This window comes from Halorubrum sp. ARQ200 (assembly GCF_005435115.1).
Lineage (GTDB): Archaea > Halobacteriota > Halobacteria > Halobacteriales > Haloferacaceae > Halorubrum > Halorubrum tropicale.
Genome location: NZ_SGTZ01000010.1, coordinates 101,390 through 117,660 on the forward strand (window position 1 = coordinate 101,390; position 16,271 = coordinate 117,660).

Annotated in this window: 18 protein-coding genes; 6 read left to right on the top strand and 12 right to left on the bottom strand. The window is 73.1% G+C overall.

What is annotated here, in order from left to right:
• The first annotated feature begins 140 nt into the window (after positions 1-140).
• Positions 141-998: a 3-hydroxyacyl-CoA dehydrogenase family protein gene (locus tag EXE50_RS12295; RefSeq protein WP_137705200.1), complete on the top strand. Its 858-nt coding sequence runs from the start codon at positions 141-143 to the stop codon at positions 996-998.
• 24 nt (positions 999-1,022) lie between these two features.
• Here EXE50_RS12295 and EXE50_RS12300 read toward each other — a convergent pair whose 3' ends face one another.
• The 4 genes from EXE50_RS12300 to EXE50_RS12315 form a co-directional block, all read right to left on the bottom strand.
• The gene (locus tag EXE50_RS12300; RefSeq protein ID WP_137705201.1) at positions 1,023-1,703 is read right to left on the bottom strand and encodes a phosphate ABC transporter permease; all 681 of its coding nucleotides are present in this window, start codon (positions 1,701-1,703) and stop codon (positions 1,023-1,025) included.
• Between the two features lie 82 nt (positions 1,704-1,785).
• Positions 1,786-2,064 carry a zinc ribbon domain-containing protein gene (locus EXE50_RS12305; protein WP_053770502.1) on the bottom strand — a complete coding sequence of 93 codons (279 nt, stop codon included), beginning with the start codon at positions 2,062-2,064 and terminating at the stop codon, positions 1,786-1,788.
• Between the two features lie 76 nt (positions 2,065-2,140).
• Complete coding sequence (locus EXE50_RS12310; protein ID WP_053770501.1) at positions 2,141-3,457, bottom strand: MFS transporter; 1,317 nt, start codon at positions 3,455-3,457, stop codon at positions 2,141-2,143.
• Positions 3,458-3,574: 117 nt separating this feature from the next.
• Complete coding sequence (locus EXE50_RS12315) at positions 3,575-5,359, bottom strand: PAS domain S-box protein (RefSeq protein WP_053770500.1); 1,785 nt, start codon at positions 5,357-5,359, stop codon at positions 3,575-3,577.
• Positions 5,360-5,500: 141 nt separating this feature from the next.
• On the opposite strand from EXE50_RS12315, the gene EXE50_RS12320 reads away from it, so the two are divergent.
• The 4 genes from EXE50_RS12320 to EXE50_RS12335 all read left to right on the top strand — a co-directional run bounded on the left by EXE50_RS12320 (position 5,501) and on the right by EXE50_RS12335 (position 9,118).
• Positions 5,501-6,967, top strand: coding sequence for a DNA polymerase IV (locus EXE50_RS12320; protein WP_053770499.1), 1,467 nt, complete (start codon positions 5,501-5,503; stop codon positions 6,965-6,967).
• A gap of 63 nt (positions 6,968-7,030) precedes the next feature.
• Entirely contained in the window at positions 7,031-7,465 is a 435-nt protein-coding gene (locus EXE50_RS12325; protein WP_053770498.1) for a hypothetical protein, read from the top strand.
• Between the two features lie 104 nt (positions 7,466-7,569).
• Positions 7,570-8,154 carry an NUDIX hydrolase gene (locus EXE50_RS12330; RefSeq protein WP_053770497.1) on the top strand — a complete coding sequence of 195 codons (585 nt, stop codon included), beginning with the start codon at positions 7,570-7,572 and terminating at the stop codon, positions 8,152-8,154.
• A gap of 85 nt (positions 8,155-8,239) precedes the next feature.
• Positions 8,240-9,118 carry a CPBP family intramembrane glutamic endopeptidase gene (locus EXE50_RS12335; protein ID WP_053770496.1) on the top strand — a complete coding sequence of 293 codons (879 nt, stop codon included), beginning with the start codon at positions 8,240-8,242 and terminating at the stop codon, positions 9,116-9,118.
• Between the two features lie 21 nt (positions 9,119-9,139).
• On the opposite strand, the gene panB is transcribed toward EXE50_RS12335, so the two are convergent.
• The gene (gene panB / locus EXE50_RS12340; RefSeq protein WP_053770495.1) at positions 9,140-9,946 is read right to left on the bottom strand and encodes a 3-methyl-2-oxobutanoate hydroxymethyltransferase; all 807 of its coding nucleotides are present in this window, start codon (positions 9,944-9,946) and stop codon (positions 9,140-9,142) included.
• 134 nt (positions 9,947-10,080) lie between these two features.
• Here panB and EXE50_RS12345 point away from each other — a divergent pair, with 134 nt between their 5' ends.
• Positions 10,081-10,458, top strand: coding sequence for a DUF5822 domain-containing protein (locus EXE50_RS12345; protein WP_053770494.1), 378 nt, complete (start codon positions 10,081-10,083; stop codon positions 10,456-10,458).
• A gap of 45 nt (positions 10,459-10,503) precedes the next feature.
• Here the strand turns inward: EXE50_RS12345 and EXE50_RS12350 are convergent, their stop codons facing one another.
• The 7 genes from EXE50_RS12350 to EXE50_RS12380 form a co-directional block, all read right to left on the bottom strand.
• Positions 10,504-11,091 (bottom strand): HAD family hydrolase, encoded by a 588-nt coding sequence (locus tag EXE50_RS12350; protein ID WP_053770493.1) that lies wholly within the window; start codon positions 11,089-11,091, stop codon positions 10,504-10,506.
• Positions 11,088-12,260 carry an acyl-CoA dehydrogenase family protein gene (locus tag EXE50_RS12355; RefSeq protein ID WP_137705202.1) on the bottom strand — a complete coding sequence of 391 codons (1,173 nt, stop codon included), beginning with the start codon at positions 12,258-12,260 and terminating at the stop codon, positions 11,088-11,090. The genes EXE50_RS12350 and EXE50_RS12355 overlap by 4 nt, the downstream gene beginning before the upstream one ends.
• Positions 12,261-12,345: 85 nt before the next feature.
• Entirely contained in the window at positions 12,346-13,350 is a 1,005-nt protein-coding gene (locus EXE50_RS12360; RefSeq protein WP_053770981.1) for an AIR synthase-related protein, read from the bottom strand.
• Positions 13,347-14,564, bottom strand: a complete 1,218-nt coding sequence (locus EXE50_RS12365) for a DHHA1 domain-containing protein (protein WP_121600013.1) — start codon at positions 14,562-14,564, stop codon at positions 13,347-13,349. Before EXE50_RS12365 ends, EXE50_RS12360 begins: the two co-directional genes overlap by 4 nt.
• Before the next feature lie 351 nt (positions 14,565-14,915).
• Positions 14,916-15,116, bottom strand: a complete 201-nt coding sequence (locus tag EXE50_RS12370) for a dodecin (protein WP_053770490.1) — start codon at positions 15,114-15,116, stop codon at positions 14,916-14,918.
• Between the two features lie 96 nt (positions 15,117-15,212).
• Positions 15,213-15,647 (bottom strand): pyridoxamine 5'-phosphate oxidase family protein, encoded by a 435-nt coding sequence (locus EXE50_RS12375; protein WP_053770489.1) that lies wholly within the window; start codon positions 15,645-15,647, stop codon positions 15,213-15,215.
• 92 nt (positions 15,648-15,739) lie between these two features.
• Positions 15,740-16,078, bottom strand: coding sequence for a hypothetical protein (locus tag EXE50_RS12380; protein ID WP_053770488.1), 339 nt, complete (start codon positions 16,076-16,078; stop codon positions 15,740-15,742).
• Positions 16,079-16,271 lie beyond the last annotated feature (193 nt).

A 16,271-nucleotide genomic window follows, 5' to 3' on the forward strand; every position in this document is an offset into this window, starting at 1 on the left:
TCTTAAGAATCTTCCCCCGACGACGACGCTGAATGATAATTAGCGGGACCGTAACGCGTCCGTGACGTGTCGCCGCGGCCGGGACGCGGAGCCGCGTCGCCTCCGCAATACTTACGATCCGCGCGGGGGTTGGACATGGCATGCCGTCACTCTCTGAGGTCGAAGCGATCGGTGTCGTGGGGGCCGGGACGATGGGCAACGGGATCGCGCAGGTCGCGGCGACCGCGGGCTACGACGTGGTGATGCGCGACGTGGAGGCGGAGTACGTCGAGCGCGGCCTCGACAGCGTGGAGGACAGCCTCGACCGGCTGGCCGCGAAGGACGCGCTCGACGAGGAGCCGGACGCGATCCGCGACCGAATCACCGGCACGACCGACCTCGACGACCTCGCGGCCGCCGACCTCGTTATCGAGGCCGTGATCGAGGACCTCGACGTGAAACGCGACGTGTTCGGCGACCTCGACCGCGTCACCGACGACGGCGTCGTCCTCGCGACGAACACCTCCACGCTGTCTATCACCACCATCGCGAGCGCGACCGACCGCGCGAGCGACGTGGTCGGCCTCCACTTCATGAACCCCGTCCCGATCATGGACGGCGTCGAGGTCGTCGTCGGCGAACGCACCGACCCCGCGGTCGTCGACTTCGCGCACGCCTTCGCCGAGGACCTCGGCAAGGAGACGTGGGAGGCCGACGACAAGCCCGGCTTCGTCACCAACCGGATCCTGATGCCGTGGATCAACGAGGGGATCCGCGCGTACGACGAGGGGGTCGCCGACAAGGCCGACATCGACCGCGGGATGAAGCTCGGCACGAACGTCCCGATGGGTCCGCTCGAACTCGCCGACCACATCGGCCTCGACGTGGCGCTCGACGCCAGCGAGACGCTCCACGACGAGCTCGGCGACCGCTACAAGCCGGCGTACCTCCTCAAGCGCAAGGTCGAGGCGGGCGACCTCGGCAAGAAGACCGGCCGCGGCTTCTACGAGTACGAGTAGTCGGAGATCGGTTCCCGAAGGGCGCTACGCGCCCTTCGCGCCGCCGTCGCGGTCGTCGTCGGCCGTCCACCGGCGCGCGCCGGGCAGCAGCCCGACGAGCTTCGTCACGTAGCCGAACCGGAAGAGTCCGAGCTGCGAGAGCGTCCCGAGGGCGAACACCGCGAGGAACGCGGGCGCGGAGAGGTCGAAGAGGAGGGGCTCGACGGTCGTCTCCGCGGCGGCGGTCTCGAAGCTCGCCGGCGTCAGCGACCGCGAGGCGAACGCCGCGCCGATGAGCGCCGTCGAGACCACGAGCGTCGTCCGCGTGAGGACGAACCCGAACAGCGCGCCGACCGCGACGCCGGCCAGCGTCGCGCCGACGAGCAGCGCCGTCCCCTCGAGCCCCGCCGCGTCGGCCGCGTAGAACGGACCCACCGCGAACCGCCCGGCGAACCCGCCGACCACGGCGCCGATTCCCAGCACCGCGAACGAGAGCCCGGCGTACGCGAGGAAGCCACCGAGGAGGCCGCCGACCGCGACCGCGCCGGCGGTCAGGACCGCGCCGTCGACCGCGACGAGCCCGACCACGTTCGGCGCGAACAGGTAGCCGGCGCCGGCGCCGACGAGCAGCCCCGTCAGCGTCACCGCGTAGACGGAGACCGCCGCGCCGACGAACGCGAGCGCCAGCCCCGCGAGGACCAGACCGCCGGTGAGTGGGGTGAGCATGTCCGTGAAGTGGCGCGCGCTGGTACTTAAATTGTCGTAGCCGCGGCGACGGGAAGCGCGCGACCCGAGCCGCGACCCGCCGTCACCGCGAGCGGCTCGCGGTCTGTCGATCGAGGTAGCGCGTGTAGCCGCCGACCGCCAGGCCGAAGCCGACGACGAGCAGGACGAACCCGAGGAGGCGGCTCGTCCCGACGGTCATCACCGTCAGGACGACGCCGAACAGCAGCGCGAACACGCCGGCGACGACGACGCCGACGTCGAGCAGCGGGGAGGGCTGGATGGTCCGGCAGTGGGGGCAGATCCGCGCGTCGGCCGGGATCGGCTCGCGGCAGTCGACGCAGCGGAGGCGATCGCTCGACACGCGGGGCGGTTCGGCCGGGACCGACTAAAACCGCTGGGGGTCGCCCCGGCGCTCGCTCAGTCCACCCTCTCCCCGCTCAGTCCGCGCCCGGCGCGGCGCTCGGCTCGTCGCCGACGTCGAGCGTCTCCTCGACCTGCGTGAACACCGCGACGAGGCCGAGCGCGGCGGCCGCGGCCCCGACCGCGAACGGGACGACGAAGCCGAAGCCGTAGAGCCAGCCGGAGGCGAGGGGCCCCAGGGCGACGCCGAAGCCGAAGCCCATGGTGAGCACGGAGAGGGTCGTCCCCGACTCGCCCTCGCGGGCGAGGTCACCGGCGAGCGCGAGCGACGGCGCGAACACGCACGCGACCGCGATCCCCTGCCCGAGGCGGACGAGCATCATCAGCGCCGGCTCCGTCACGATCCCCTGGAGGAGGGTGGTCGGGACGAGGAGGACGAACCCGGCGAGCAGGAACGGCCGGCGGCCGATCCGGTCGCTGGCGCGTCCCACCGGGACCTGGAAGATCACGTTGGCGATCGTCACGGCCGCGAACTGGGCGCCGAACCAGATCGGCGCCTGGTCCAAGCGGACGTTCACCTGGTTCTGGAGCGTCGCGAACAGCGCGATACACGCGCCCATGGCGACGGTCGCGAGCCCCAGCGTGAACACGGGGTCGAGCAGGCGGTCCTCGCCGCGGACCCGGATCGACACGTCGTCGCCCGCCTCGGCCTCGACGTCGGCGTCGCGGACGAGGAAGAACACGAGCGTGAAGCTGAGGTACGCCCCGGCGCAGGCCGCGACGAACGCCGCGTCGAAGCCGTCGAGGACCGGGAGCCCGACCGCCGAGAGGTCGTACGGCCCGGCCTCGACGACGGCGCCCGCGAGGACGGGCCCGAAGCCGAAGCCGATGAGGCGGAAGGTGTTGTACACGCCGAAGTTCCCGCCGCGGTCGGTGTCGCTCGCGGCGTACTCGTTCACGAGGGCGACCGTCGCGGGGATGATGAGCGCCGCGCCGAGCCCCTGGACCGCGCGCAGCGCGACCAGCACGGGATAGCTCGTCGCGACCGTGTACAGCCCGCTCGCGGTCCCGAGGAGGAGGATACCGGCGAGGACGAAGGGGCGTCTCCTGCCGACCCGGTCCGACAGCCGCCCGGTGAACGGCTGCGAGAGGCTGTTGAGGAAGCCGAAAAGCGAGAGGACGATGCCGATGAGCAGCGGCTCGGTCAGCGTGACCGCGGCGGCGCCGACCCCGATCTCCGCGCCGAGGAGCCCCTCGATGTCGACCACGTCGCTCGTGATGTACAGCGGGAGGACGACGATGAGGAAGGAGTTCCCGGCCGCGCCGACCATCCGCGCGAGCGCCAGCACGATCACGCGCCGGTCGGTCTCGGCGATGTCGGTGAGCGACCCCATTCACTCCGAGTTCGGAACGGAGGATAAAGGCGCTTGTGAACGGGGGGAGTCGATCCGCTTTCGGGCGGGTCGGCGGCCGCCCGGGGCGGAGTGGCGGGGCAGAGGGCCGGACAGCGCTCAGGCCGTCGCGGGCGTCCGCTTGTCGACCCCGCGGACCTCGAACCGCGCGCCGCCGTCCGCGCCGGTCGTCGCGTCGACGGTCCAGCCGTGCGCGGTGGCGATCTCCTGGACGATCGCGAGTCCGAACCCGGTGTTTCCCCCGGAGTCGCTCTCGCCGGGCTCGAAGAGGGAGTCGGCGACGGCGGAGTCGATCCCCGGCCCGTCGTCCTCGACGTAGAAGCCGTCGGAGAGGTCGCCGACGCGGATCGAGACGTCCCCGCCGACGTGGTCGACCGCGTTGCGAATCAGGTTCTCGAAGAGGTTCCGGAGCCGGTCGGGGTCGGCGAGCACCTCGCGCTCCGTCTCGACGGAGAGCGTCGCGTCGGCGGTGTCGACGGTCGACCAGCTGTCGGCGACGACGTCCGCGAGGTCGACGTGTTCCGGGTCGCCGACCGTCTCCCCATCCCGCGCGAGGGTGAGCGTGCGCTCGACGATCGACTCCATCCGTTCGAGCGCGTCGAGCGCGGCGTCGAGGTTCGCGGCGTCGTCCGACACCTCGCGGGCCAGCTCGACGCGCCCCTGCGCGACGTTGAGGGGGTTCCGAAGGTCGTGCGAGACGATGCTCGCGAAGGAGTCGAGCCGGTCGTTCTGCCGTTCGAGCGCCGCCTCGCGCTCCTTGAACTCCGTGATGTCCTCCTGGAAGCCGACCCAGTGCGTCACGGTACCGTCCGCGTCGCTGATCGGGGCGATGCTCACGCGGTTCCAGAACTCCGTCCCGTCCTTCCGGTAGTTCAACAGCTCGACGCTCGTCGACTCCTCGGCGTCGATCGCCTCGCGGAGCTCCTGAACCGACGCTTCCTCGGTGTCCGGCCCCTGAAGGAACCGGCAGTTGACCCCGATCGACTCCTCGCGGTCGTACCCCGTCATCTCGACGAAGCGGTCGTTGACGTACACCATCGGGTTGTCCTCCTGTTCGGGGTCCGTGATGGTGATCCCGACGGGCGCCTCGTCGAGCGCGCGGGTCTTCGTCTCCAGCTCCTCGCGGCGCTCGCGCTCGTCGGACACGTCGCGGAGGATGCCGACGCTGCCGTCGAACGACTCGCCCGCGTACGGGAGCGCCGCCATGTGGTCCCGGCAGGGGATCGGCTCGCCCTCCTTGGGGACGATGTCGACGCCGAAGTGCTGGACGTCGGGCCCGTCGGACGAGAGGATCGTTCCGAGCCGGTCTTCCGCCTCCTGAACCGCGGCGTCGTCCTTGATGAACCCGGGCGTCTCGCCGATGATCTCCTCGCGGTCGTACCCGGTGAGCTCGGCGAACGGCTCGTTGACGAACCGGAACTCGCCGGTCTCGTCGACGACGTAGACCGGGTAGCCGAGCGCCTCGATGACCGTCGAGTAGCGGTCGGCGATCTCCTTCGTCCGGTGCTCCTCGACCGCCTGGTCGACGCGGTTCGCGAGCCGGCGGAGCTGCTCGGGACCGCCCTTCTGGAAGTAGCCGGTGACGCCGGCGTTGAGCGCCTGGCTCGCGATCTCTTCGCTCCCCTTGCCGGTGTACAACACGAAGGGGACCTTCTGGTGGCGATCGCGGAGGGCGTCGAAGAACTCCAGCCCGTCCATCGCGGGCATGTCGTAGTCGCTGACGACGCAGTCGAAGGCGCCCTCGCCGAGTCGGTCTAACGCCTCCTCCGGGTCGGTCACGCTCGTCACCGAGACCGCGTCGAGCTCGCGCTCGAAGTACGCCTCCGTGAGGTCGAGGACCGAGGGGTCGTCGTCGACGTGTAGCACGTCGATCGCTCCGGGCATACGCGACGTTATGGACGTGCGTAATAAACAACTACCGCCCCGGCTATCGGATCTGGATCCGGGCCCGCTCAGGCGGGGGCGGCGTCCACTTCCGGCGCGCGTGGCTGATTCTTAAGTCCGCGGAGCGCGGAGCCGAACGCGATGACCGGCGGGACGCCCGTCGCCGGGGAGACGCTCCCGGGCGCCGGCGACGACGGGGACGACGGCGCGGACCGCGTCGTCTGTCACGTCGACATGGACTGCTTTTACGCCTCCTGCGAGCGGCTGCGGCACCCCGACCTCGCGGGCGAGCCCGTCGTGGTCGGGATGGGGTACGAGCCGGGCGAGTCGATCGGCGCGGTCGCGACCGCGAGCTACGAGGCCCGCGCGTTCGGCGTCGACAGCGCGATGCCGATCTCGGAGGCCCTGGAGCTGCTTCCCCGTCGCGCCGACGCCGACCCCGACGACCCGGACGCGCCGGACCCGGCCGAGACCGGCCGGTACCTCCCCGTCGACCTCGACTTCTACGAGGAGGTCGCGAGCGAGGTGAAGGCGGTGCTCCGCGACTGCGCCGACACCCGCCGCGAGGTGAGCATCGACGAGGCGTACCTCGACGTCACCGACCGGACCTCGTGGGCGGTCGCGGGCGACGACCCGGACGACCCGCCGCCGAGCGGCGCCGCGGGACCGAGCGAGGCGCGGACGCTCGCCGAGGGGTACGCCCGCCACGTGAAAGACCGGATCGAGCGCGAGGCGGGCGTGCCGGCGAGCGTCGGCGTCGCGCCGAACATGTCGGCCGCGAAGGTCGCCAGCGACGCCGACAAGCCCGACGGCCTCGTCGTCGTACCGCCGGGGTCGGTCGCCGAGTTCCTCGCGCCGCTGCCGACGGCCGACGTCCACGGCGTCGGTCCCGTGACCGAGGAGACGCTGGCGGACCTCGGGATCGAGACCGCGGGCGACCTCGCGGCCGCCGACCGCGACCGCCTCGCCGAGGAACTCGGCGAGCGCGGCCCGGAACTCTCCCGGCGCGCCGCGGGCGACGACGACCGCGAGGTGACGCCGACCGGCCTCCCGAAGAGCCTCTCGCGCGAGTCGGCGCTGCCGACGACCGCCGACGAGGCGACGAAGCGCGAGACCGTGACGGCGCTCGCCGCGGACGTGGCCCGCCGCGCCCGCGAGCGCGGCTGCCTCTACCGCACCATCGGGATCAAGGCGGTCGAGCCCCCCTTCGACGTGAACACCCGAGCGCGGAGCCTCCCCGGGCCCGTCGACGACCCGGACCTCGTCGAGGAGGTGGCGCTCGACCTCCTCGGCGAGTTCGACGAGACGCGGGTCCGCAAGCTGGGCGTCCGCGTCTCCAAGCTCGACTTCGCTGAGACCGATCAGGCGACGCTCGGCGGGTTCGAGGCGGCGGGGGACGACGGCGACCGCGAGCGCCGGGGCGGGCGCGAGCGCCGGGGCGACTCCGAGCGACGGAGCGGTCGCGAGCGCGGCGGGGCGGGCGACGGCGGCAAGCTCACCGACTGGGTCGACGGCCCGCCGGACCGGGGCGACGGGGAGGAGCCGACCGCCGAGCGCGACCGCCGAGACGCCGACGAGGGACAGGCGTCGCTCGGCGACTGGGGCTGAGCGCCCCGAGCGACCGCCGCCGGCGCGCTAAGGTTTTTCGGCCGCGACGGAGATCGGTCGCGCATGCCCACCCCGCGCGCGCTCCTCTTCGGCTCCGACCGCGACCGCCCGCGACCCGACCCGCGGCTCGCCGCGCCGCCGCTTTGTTTCGCGCTCGTCTTCGTCGCCTACGCGGTCGGCGTCTTCGAGGTCGCGGGCGGAGTGATCCTCGTCGCCGGGGACGCGACCGCCGTCGGCCTGCTCGCGGCCGCGGCGCTCGCGGTCCGGCGGAGCGGACTGGTCGCCTCGTGGGCGGCCGCCGTCGCCGCGCTCCTCGGCCACCGCGTCGACCACTACCTGCTGGGGCTCTCCGGGCGCTCGCTCGGCGAGCGGGTCGTCGCCCTCCTCGCGGTCGACGGCCTCACCGTGATCGGGGCCGCCGCGCTCGCGGCGGGCACCCTCGGCTGGGCCGCCGGGACGGCGGGCCGCCTCGTCGTCGGGCGCGTCCGAGGCGCGTGACGGGCGGCGGGAGCGCGCGTCCGGGGCGCGCGACGGAGCCCGAGTCGGTGCGTCCGGGACCGCGCGACGGCCGGGTATTTACGCGCCGAGCGACGACCGCGACCATGGACGACCCCGACGACCTCGCGTGGGAGACGCTCGGCTCGGCCGTCGACTACACCTGCCCCGGCTTCGACGTGCGGCGCGACGAGGTGCGGTTCCCGGACGGCGAGACCGACGGGTTCCACTACGTCGACGAGCCGCCGGCGGTCGTGGTGCTGCCGCTGACGCCCGACGGCGACGCCGTCGTCATCGACGAGTGGCGGCAGGCCGTCGGGCGCGTGAACCGCGGAATCCCCGCGGGGACGATGGAGCCCGAAGACGGAGACGGGGGCGCGGACGGCGGCGTCACCGACGAGGCGGTGGAGCGCGCCGCGGCCCGCGAGCTGGCCGAGGAGACCGGGTACGAGGCCGACTCGTTCGAGCGGCTGACGACCGTCGAGCCGACGAACGGGATGGCGAACGCGGTTCACCACCACGTGCTGGCGACCGGCTGCGAGCCGACCGCCGACCGCGACCTGGACCACAACGAGTCGATCTCGGTCGAGACGGTGCCGTACGACGACCTGCTCGCCGCGGTCGTCGACGACGGGCTGCGCGACGGCCGGGCCGTCACCGCGGTGCTGTGGTACGAGCTGCTCCGCCGGTGACCGGCGCGCGGACGCCGGAGGAGCGACCGTCCGCGACGCTTCCGACACGGACAACCATTTTGCCGAGCGCCGCCTACTCCGGGCGATGACAGATCCCTCCAGCCGCGACGCGTCCCCGGACGGCGGGGTTCACGACGAGTTCGACGACGTCGACCCCGACCCCGTCGCCGACGACGCGGGCGGCCCGGGGGACGCCGGCGGGTCGCCGGCCGTCGCGGTCGCGACCGCCCTGCTTCTCGGCGTCCTCGGCCCCGTGATCGCGCTCGCGAGCGGCGTCGCGGTCTTCGCGATCGACGCCGCGGCCGGCGGGCTCTCGCTGGTCGCGAGCGTCGTGCTCACGCTGATACTCGGCCAGTACGTCGCCTTCGGCGGGCTCGCGGTGGGGTACCTCGCGTGGCGCGGCCTCGACCGGCGTGGGATCGTCTCGTACCTCGGCGTCCGGGTGCCGAGCCTCAAGGAGCTCGGGATCGTCCTCGGCAGCTGGGTCGTAATCTTAATCTTGGTCCTCGTGGTCTCGACTATCGTCCAGCTGCTCGGGACGGAGACGGCTGCGAACCAGAGCGCGGAGCTGGCGATGGGGAACCCGGCGATCATCCCGCTGTTCGTCGCCGCGTCGTTCCTCGTCATCGGCCCCTGCGAGGAGATCCTCTACCGCGGCGTCGTCCAGGGGCGGCTCCGCGAGTCGCTGCCGGCGGCGCCGTCGATCCTGCTCTCGGCCGCCATCTTCGCGACCATCCACGTGATGGCGCTGACCGGCGGGCTCTCGGCCCGGCTCACGACCGTCGCCATCCTGTTCGTGCCGAGCCTCGTGTTCGGCGCGGTGTACGAGTACACGGAGAACCTCGTGGTCCCGGCGCTGCTCCACGGCCTCCACAACGCCGTGATCTTCACCGTCCTCTACGTCACGGTCACGCAGATGGACCCGAGCGACCTGCCGGCGGCGCTCGGGTTCCTCCCCGTCTGAGCCGCGGTCGAGCGAGCCGGCTCAGTACAGGTCCCCGAGATCCTCCTCGACGTGCGAGTGCTCTTCGGCCGGGAACTCGCCGCTCGTCACGGCCTCCCGGTACGCCTCGACGGCGCCGACCATCTCGCCGCGCACGTCGCCGAACTGCTTCGCGAACGGCGGCGACCACTCGCCGAGGCCGACCGCGTCGTTGATCACGAGCACCTGCCCGTCGCAGTCGGAGCCCGCACCGATGCCGATCGTCGGGATGTCGAGCGCCTCGGTCACCGCGCCCGCGAGGTTCGCGGGGACGTGCTCCAACACGAGCGCGAACGCCCCCGCGTCGGCGTGCCCGCCCGCCAGCTCGATTATCTCCTCGGCGGCGTCCTGCTCGGTCCCCTGCCGGGTGTAGCCGCCGAGCCGGTTCACGTGCTGGGGCGTCAGGCCGAGGTGCGCCATCACCGGGATCCCGACCTCGGTCATCCGGCGGGTCGTCTCGACGGTGTGGGGGCCGCTCTCGATCTTCACCGCGTCCGCGTTCGCCTCCTTCAGCAGGCGGCCGGCGTTCCGGACCGACTCGGCCTCGTCGACGCCGAAGGAGAGGAACGGCATGTCGGCGACGACGAGGGCGTCGTCGGTCGCGCGCGCGACCGCCGCGGTGCGGCTCGCGACCTCGTCGAACGTCACGGGGAGCGTGGAGTCGTAGCCCAGGGCGGCGTTGCCCATGCTGTCACCGACGAGGACGACGTCGATCCCGGCCTCGTCGACGATCGCCGCCGTCGGGGCGTCGTAGGCGGTGAGCATCGTGATCGGATCCTCGGCGTCCCGGAGTCCCCGCGTCGTGGTCATGCCTCGGAGTCGGCCGCGCACCGCCCTAAAATCGTCGGGAACCGGACAGCGAGTCGGCCGCGCCGTCGCCGCCGGACGCGTCGGCGCCCCGACCGACCGCCACCGATTTGCCGCTCCGCCGCCGAGCCCGTGGCGTGCAACCAGTCGAGCGGGCCGAGTACGAGGGGATCGACTACGCGTGGGTGATGCAGACGACGTTCGTCGTCACCATCCTCGTCGGCGCCCCCGTCGTGGCCCTGCTGTCGACGACCGTCGCGCTGGAGTCGTGGGGCGCGCGGGCCGCGTTCGCGGTCCGGGTCGGCGCCCCCATCTGGTTCGTCACCGCGGTCGCCGTCGCGGTGTACGCGAGGCGGAACGACGCCGGCGACGGCGGATCGGCCGACGACGACGCCGAGCCCGAAGCAGGCGACGACGACACCGAGCCCGAAGCAGGCGGCGACGACGCCGGGCCCGAAGCAGGCAGTGAGGACGGCGAAACGGAAGAGAGAGATGACGACGGCGAGACTGGGTGAGTCGGGGCGACGCGCGCCGGCCCCGCGGTGCGACGATCCGTGCCGCTACTCGGCGAGCAAGTCCGCGGCCCACGCGAAGTCGACGCCGCCCCGCTCGGCGGCGACCGCGTCCCGCCGCGAGTCGCCGACGAACAGCGCGTCCTCCGGGGCGGCGCCGAGCCGGTCGATCGCCGCGAGCAGGGACGCCGGGTCCGGCTTGTGGCTCCCGACGGTGTCGCGGCCGACGACGGCGTCCCCGGCGATCGCGTCGGCGATCCCGTGCGTCTCGACCGCGATCCGACACGCCTCCTCGCAGTTGAGCGAGCAGACGCCGGCGCTGGGCGGCGAGCCGACCGCGCCCTCCGGGCCGCCGGCCGCGAGCCGGTCGCCGAGCGGGAGCCGGGTCGACTCGCGGGCGCCGGCGCGCTCGTGGAGCGCGATCGCCTCCTCGACGGCCTCCCGGATCCCGTAGTCGTCGGCCGCGCCGAGTAACCCCCACAGCTCCTCGGTCGGAGGGATCAGCGCGCGCTCGGCGTACACGTCGAGGACCGCCTCCGCGACCGCGTCCCAGTCGACCGCGAGCTCGACGAGCGTGCCGTCGAGGTCGTAGACGACCGCGTCGTAGCCGGCGAGCCGCGAGTCGACCGCGCTCACTCCCCGAACACCCCGCGGGCGATGATCGTCTTCTGGATCTCGGTCGTCCCCTCGTATATCTCGGTGATCTTCGCGTCGCGGTAGAGGCGCTCGACGTCGAACTCGGTCGTGTAGCCGTAGCCGCCGTGGATCTGGACCGCCTCGTTCGTCACCGACATCGCGGCCTCGCTCGCGCGGTACTTCGCCTTCGAGGCGGCGACGCGGTAGTCCTCGCCCGCCTCCGCCTGCCGGCAGGCCTCGCGGACGAGCAGCCGCGCGGCCGACACGTCGGTCGACATCTCCGCGAGCTTGTGCCGGATCGTCTGAATGTCGCCGATCGGGCGGTCGAACTGCTCGCGCTCCTCGGCGTACGACTTCGCCTCGTCGAGCGCGGCCTGCGCGACGCCGACCGCCTGCGCCGCGATGCCGATCCGCCCCTCTGTGAGCGTCCGGAAGGCCGCGGAGAGCCCCTTCCCCGGCTCGGTGAGCCGGTTCTCGGCGGGGATCCGGCAGTCGTCGAAGGTGATCCCGGTCGTGTCCGAGGCGCGGAGCCCCAGCTTTTCCTCCTTCTTGCCGACCTCGAACCCGTCGGCGTCGGCGGGAACGAGGAACTGCGTGACGGCGTCGTCGTCGGAGTCGCGCTCGTCGTCGACGACCTTGGCGAAGACGACCGCGACCCCGCCCCGCTTCCCGTTCGTGATCCACTGCTTCTCGCCGTTCAGCGCGTACTCGTCGGCCTCGGGATCGTACGTCGCGGTCGTCGACATCTGCGCCGGGTTCGACCCCGCGTGCGGCTCGGAGAGGCAGAACATCCCGACCGGGCGGCCCGTCTCCGCCATCTCCGGGAGCCACGCCTCGCGCTGCGCCTCCGTGCCGAACTCGGCGATACAGGAGGTCGCGAGGCAGTGGACGGACAGCGCGGTGGCGACCGCGAGCGACCCGTGCGCCAGCGCCTCGTTGGCGACCGCGTAGGTCGTCTCGTCGGCGCCGAAGCCGCCGTACTCCTCCGGGACGGTGAGGCCGGTCAGGCCCAGCTCCGCGAGCCCGTCCCACACCTCCTCCGGGAACGTCTCCGTCTCGTCCGCCTCGACCGCGGTCGGGCGGACCTCCTCGGCCGCGAACTCCGCGACGAGGTCGCGGACGGCCGCCTGCTCGTCGGTGAGCGCCGATCCGACGCGTGCTCCGGTCATGTCACCGACTTCGGTCCCTCACCGAAAAAGGTGCGCGATCGGCGGGGGGGTCCGGCCGTGGGAGGCGGGCGGCCGCCGCCGACCGCTACGCCCCCGCGTCGCGCGCCTCCCAGAGCGGGTACAGCTCGTCTCGCGGCGGTTCGGCGAGGGGCTCGCCGTCGATCCGGACGGTCCCCGCGGCCGGCTCGTCGGCGGGGGACTCGACGCGACCGATCGCGGCCCCCTCGATCCCGGCCGCGTCGAGCGCGTCGAGCGCCTCGTCGACGCGCTCCGGCGGGACGGCCGCCAGCAGCGCGCCGGAGCCGAACGTCGCGAGCGGGTCGACGCCGAGCGCGTCACAGCAGGCCCGCGTCTCGGGCCGGACCGGGACGGAATCGCGGTCGACGGCGAAGACGGCCTCGCTCGCGGCCGCCGCTTCGACGAGCGCGGTCGCCACGCCGCCCTCGGTCGGGTCGTGGAGCGCGGTCGCGGCGTCGCGGACCGCCGCCGCGTCGGACACGACGCTCACCTCGCCGAGGAACTCCGCGGCCGCGTCGAGCGTGGCGGGCGGGACGCCCGCCTCGCGGCACGCCTCGCGGAAGTCGGTCGCGAGGATCGCGGTCGCCTCGATCCCCGCGCCCTTCGTGAGCAGGAGCCGGTCGCCGGGCTCGGCGCCCCCGCTCGACACGAAGCGGTCCGTCGTCCCCATCGCCGTCATCGCGCAGAGCGGGCGGGCGAGCGCGTCGAGCACCTCGGTGTGGCCCCCGACGACCGCGCAGCCGAGGTCGCGCGCCGTCGCGTCGACCTGGTCGACGACCGCCCGAAGCCGGTCTGGGTCGTCGTCCGGCAGGAACAGCGTGTGCGTGAGCCACCGGGGGTCCGCGCCGCTCGCGGCGACGTCGTTACAGGCGACGTGGACGGCGAGCGTCCCGACCGACTCCGCGGCCAGCGAGAGGGGGTCGGCCGCGACGACGAGCGTCTCGCCGGCGCCGGTCAGGTCGATCGCGGCCGCGTCCTCGCCGTAGGCGGGACCCTGCGCGACTGCGGGGTCGTCGGCGCCGGTCGCCGCGAGCGCCGCCGCCAGCGCCTCGGGGCCCAGTTTGCCGGTCATCGCTCGCGGAGCCACGCCGCGACGGCCTCGGGGTCGGCGTCGAGCCCGCCGCCCTGCGCGAACGTCGGGCCGCCCCCGCCGCCCCCGCCGAACTCGTCGGTGACGGCGCCGACGGCGTCGCCCGCGTCGACCGCGTCGCCGTCGGCCGCGACCACGACGAAGGGGGCGTCGCCGGTCCCGACCGCGGCGAGGGCGTCGAGGTCGTCGGCCGCGACCGCCGCCGTCGCCGGCTCGCGGAGCTCGTTCGGGTCGGCGTCGTCGACGGTCCCGACCGCCCAGCGCGCGCCGCCGACGTCGGCGGTCGGGAACTCGCGCAGGCGCGCCGCGAGCAGTTCCTCGCGGGCGTCTCGGAGCTCCGCCTCCAGCCGGTCCGCCTCGTCGCGGAGGCGGGAAACGGCGTCGGGGAGCTCGCCGACACGCGCGTCGAGCGCCGTCGCGGCGTCGAGCGCGGCGGCGTGGACCGCGCCGAGTTCGTCTATCGCCGTGGGCCCGACCGCGAACTCGACGCGGGTCACGCCCTCGCCGGGGTTCGACCGCTCCAGCACCGCGATCGGCCCGATCTCCGACGTGTTCGCGACGTGCGTGCCGCCGCAGGCGGCGACGTCCCACGGGTCGTCGGCCTCGCCGACCGTCACGACCCGGACCGCGTCGCCGCCGCTCATCGCGCCCTCCTCGGTCTTGGTGTTGAACGCGATGCCGTCGACGTCGCGGGCCTCGTCGGCCGAGTGCGTCGCCCACGAGACGGGCAGCGAGTCCCAGACGGCGCGGTTGGCGAGCCGCTCTAACTCGATCAGGTCGCCGTCGCCCAGAGGCTCGGCGGTCGTCAGGTCGACGCGGACCTTCGTCTCCGCGATGTCGAACCCGGCGTAGCCGAGGTCGTCGGCGACCCGGCGCGCCGCCCCGTACAGCACGTGCGAGGCGGTGTGCGCTCGGGCGCAGTAGGTGCGGAAGGCGTCGTCGATCAGGCCCGTGACCTCGTCGCCGGGCGCGAGGGCGGCGTCCGCGTCGGGGTCGAGCGCGTGGACGACCGCTCCGTCCCGCTCGACCACGTCGTCGACGAGGTGGCCGTCGAGCGTTCCCCTGTCTGCCGGCTGGCCGCCCGACGCCGGGTAGAAGTACGTCTCGTCGAGGACGACCTCGCGGCCGTCGACGGACTCGACCGTCGCTTCGAACTCCCGGACCGTCGGCTCGGCCGGCGCGCGTGACGCGGTCATTGCCGGGTGGTGGGGGCGGTCGGATAAATAGGTGGCCGCCGAGGAATTGCTTATAAGTGAACGAGGCGGTGCGGCGGCGCGTGCCTACGAGCGGCCGCCACCGGCGGCAGCGAGGCGCGACGCGCCTCTGGCAGCCGGCGGCGCGGCCGCCGGCGACGAGGCTGGGGAGGCGTGAGGTGCTGTGCGGTACGGGGGCGGGACTCGAAGGGGCAGTCGCGAGGGCGCCACAGACGACGTGATACGTGAGCGGCGAGCGCGGCGGCGGCCTCCGGCCCTATCCATGCCCTTCGTTCGTACGGAGGCCCGGCTACCGCTCACGACCAGTTATAAATCGTAAGACCGCGTCTCCCCTCAGCCCTCCAGTTCGAACGCGACCTCAACCTCGGCCTGGTACTCGCGGTCGGCCGCGCCCTTCAGCTCCACCCCGAACTCTTCGACCTCCACCCAGTAGACGTTGTCGAGGGTGTCCTCGGCGCGGTCGATTGCGTCGTCGGCCGCGGCGTCGAAGCTCTCCTCGCTCGTCCCGATCAACGTGATCTTCTTGAACACCATGTCGCGTGCTGGTAGGGCACACGGGGAGATAAAAATACGCGTCGCCGCGGCGGCCGTGTCGGGCGCGAGCCCGAGGCCTTCCCGCCGGCTCGCCGACTACCCGTCCACGGTCGCGCGGCCGATGACGGTCTCCATCTCCAGTTCGTAGAGGGTGAACGCGACGTCCTCGACCGCCTCGTCGAAGAGGCGGAAGGGCTGAAACCACTCGTTGAGCGTCGCCTCGTCGACCCGTCGCTCGGACCGCGAGACCGGTCCGCGGACGTGGACGCTCCACGACTCGTCCGTCGACGCCGCGTAGCAGACGAACGTGGCGGTGTCGGTCGCCGCGAGGAAGCGCCCCTTCTCGCCGTCGCCGTCGTGGTCGCTCACGCGGAGGAGGAGGCGGTCGCCGTCGTAGTGGTAGCTCAGCGGCGTGGCGTACGCGTCGCCGTCGCTCGCCAGCGCCAGGACGCCGTGTTCGCCGGCCCGGAGGCGGGCCTCGACGTCGGACTCGGACATGCCGCTGGTGTAGACGTACTCGACGTGCTCCATGCGACCCGTACGCGGCGGGGTCGCAAATAGACACCTCCGGGGCGGGCCGGCCGGGAGGCGGAGAGCGTCGTCGGCACGGCGGTCGCGCGCGGCTACGGGCTTCCGGGCGCGCCCTCCATCACCGCGAAGTCCTCGCCGTCGCGGTCGATGCCGATCACCGCCCAGTCGTAGGGGGGCTTCGCGGCGACGAGCCGTTCCTGGAGGTCGGCCGCGCGGTCGCGCCACGTGACGAAACACCGGAGTCGCGCCGCGTCGTCCCCGTCTGCGAGATACGGGTCGAGGTCGTCGTCGTCGAGACAGAGCACCGTCACGAACACGCGCCGCCACTTGCGTTCCGCGACGAACTCGCGTCCGCCGTCGGAGACGGTGTATCCCAGTTCGCGGAAGACGTCTCTGGCCTCGGTCGTCGGGGGGATGCTCGCAGTGGCCATCTACGTCGAAGTTCGGCACCATCCGTGATAAACCTTCTCACGATTTCGAGCTCAGAGAATCGGTCGCACCCCCCGCAGCGGTCCGGAGAGCCCCGAACGCGGCCCAGCGCCGGAGCCGACCGCTCCGCCGGAGACGGCCGTCGACCGGGGAACCCGCGGCCGCTGACGGCGACCCGCCCCCGTCCGCTGACGG

What these genes read in the sequence shown, in the direction of transcription:
- EXE50_RS12295 (WP_137705200.1), top strand. Translation starts at nt 141, where the DNA reads ATGCCGTCACTCTCTGAGGTCGAAGCGATCGGTGTCGTGGGGGCCGGG.
- EXE50_RS12300 (WP_137705201.1), bottom strand. Translation starts at nt 1,703, where the DNA reads ATGCTCACCCCACTCACCGGCGGTCTGGTCCTCGCGGGGCTGGCGCTC.
- EXE50_RS12310 (WP_053770501.1), bottom strand. Translation starts at nt 3,457, where the DNA reads ATGGGGTCGCTCACCGACATCGCCGAGACCGACCGGCGCGTGATCGTG.
- EXE50_RS12315 (WP_053770500.1), bottom strand. Translation starts at nt 5,359, where the DNA reads ATGCCCGGAGCGATCGACGTGCTACACGTCGACGACGACCCCTCGGTC.
- EXE50_RS12320 (WP_053770499.1), top strand. Translation starts at nt 5,501, where the DNA reads ATGACCGGCGGGACGCCCGTCGCCGGGGAGACGCTCCCGGGCGCCGGC.
- EXE50_RS12325 (WP_053770498.1), top strand. Translation starts at nt 7,031, where the DNA reads ATGCCCACCCCGCGCGCGCTCCTCTTCGGCTCCGACCGCGACCGCCCG.
- EXE50_RS12330 (WP_053770497.1), top strand. Translation starts at nt 7,570, where the DNA reads ATGGACGACCCCGACGACCTCGCGTGGGAGACGCTCGGCTCGGCCGTC.
- EXE50_RS12335 (WP_053770496.1), top strand. Translation starts at nt 8,240, where the DNA reads ATGACAGATCCCTCCAGCCGCGACGCGTCCCCGGACGGCGGGGTTCAC.
- panB (WP_053770495.1), bottom strand. Translation starts at nt 9,946, where the DNA reads ATGACCACGACGCGGGGACTCCGGGACGCCGAGGATCCGATCACGATG.
- EXE50_RS12355 (WP_137705202.1), bottom strand. Translation starts at nt 12,260, where the DNA reads ATGACCGGAGCACGCGTCGGATCGGCGCTCACCGACGAGCAGGCGGCC.
- EXE50_RS12360 (WP_053770981.1), bottom strand. Translation starts at nt 13,350, where the DNA reads ATGACCGGCAAACTGGGCCCCGAGGCGCTGGCGGCGGCGCTCGCGGCG.
- EXE50_RS12365 (WP_121600013.1), bottom strand. Translation starts at nt 14,564, where the DNA reads ATGACCGCGTCACGCGCGCCGGCCGAGCCGACGGTCCGGGAGTTCGAA.
- EXE50_RS12370 (WP_053770490.1), bottom strand. Translation starts at nt 15,116, where the DNA reads ATGGTGTTCAAGAAGATCACGTTGATCGGGACGAGCGAGGAGAGCTTC.
- EXE50_RS12375 (WP_053770489.1), bottom strand. Translation starts at nt 15,647, where the DNA reads ATGGAGCACGTCGAGTACGTCTACACCAGCGGCATGTCCGAGTCCGAC.
- EXE50_RS12380 (WP_053770488.1), bottom strand. Translation starts at nt 16,078, where the DNA reads ATGGCCACTGCGAGCATCCCCCCGACGACCGAGGCCAGAGACGTCTTC.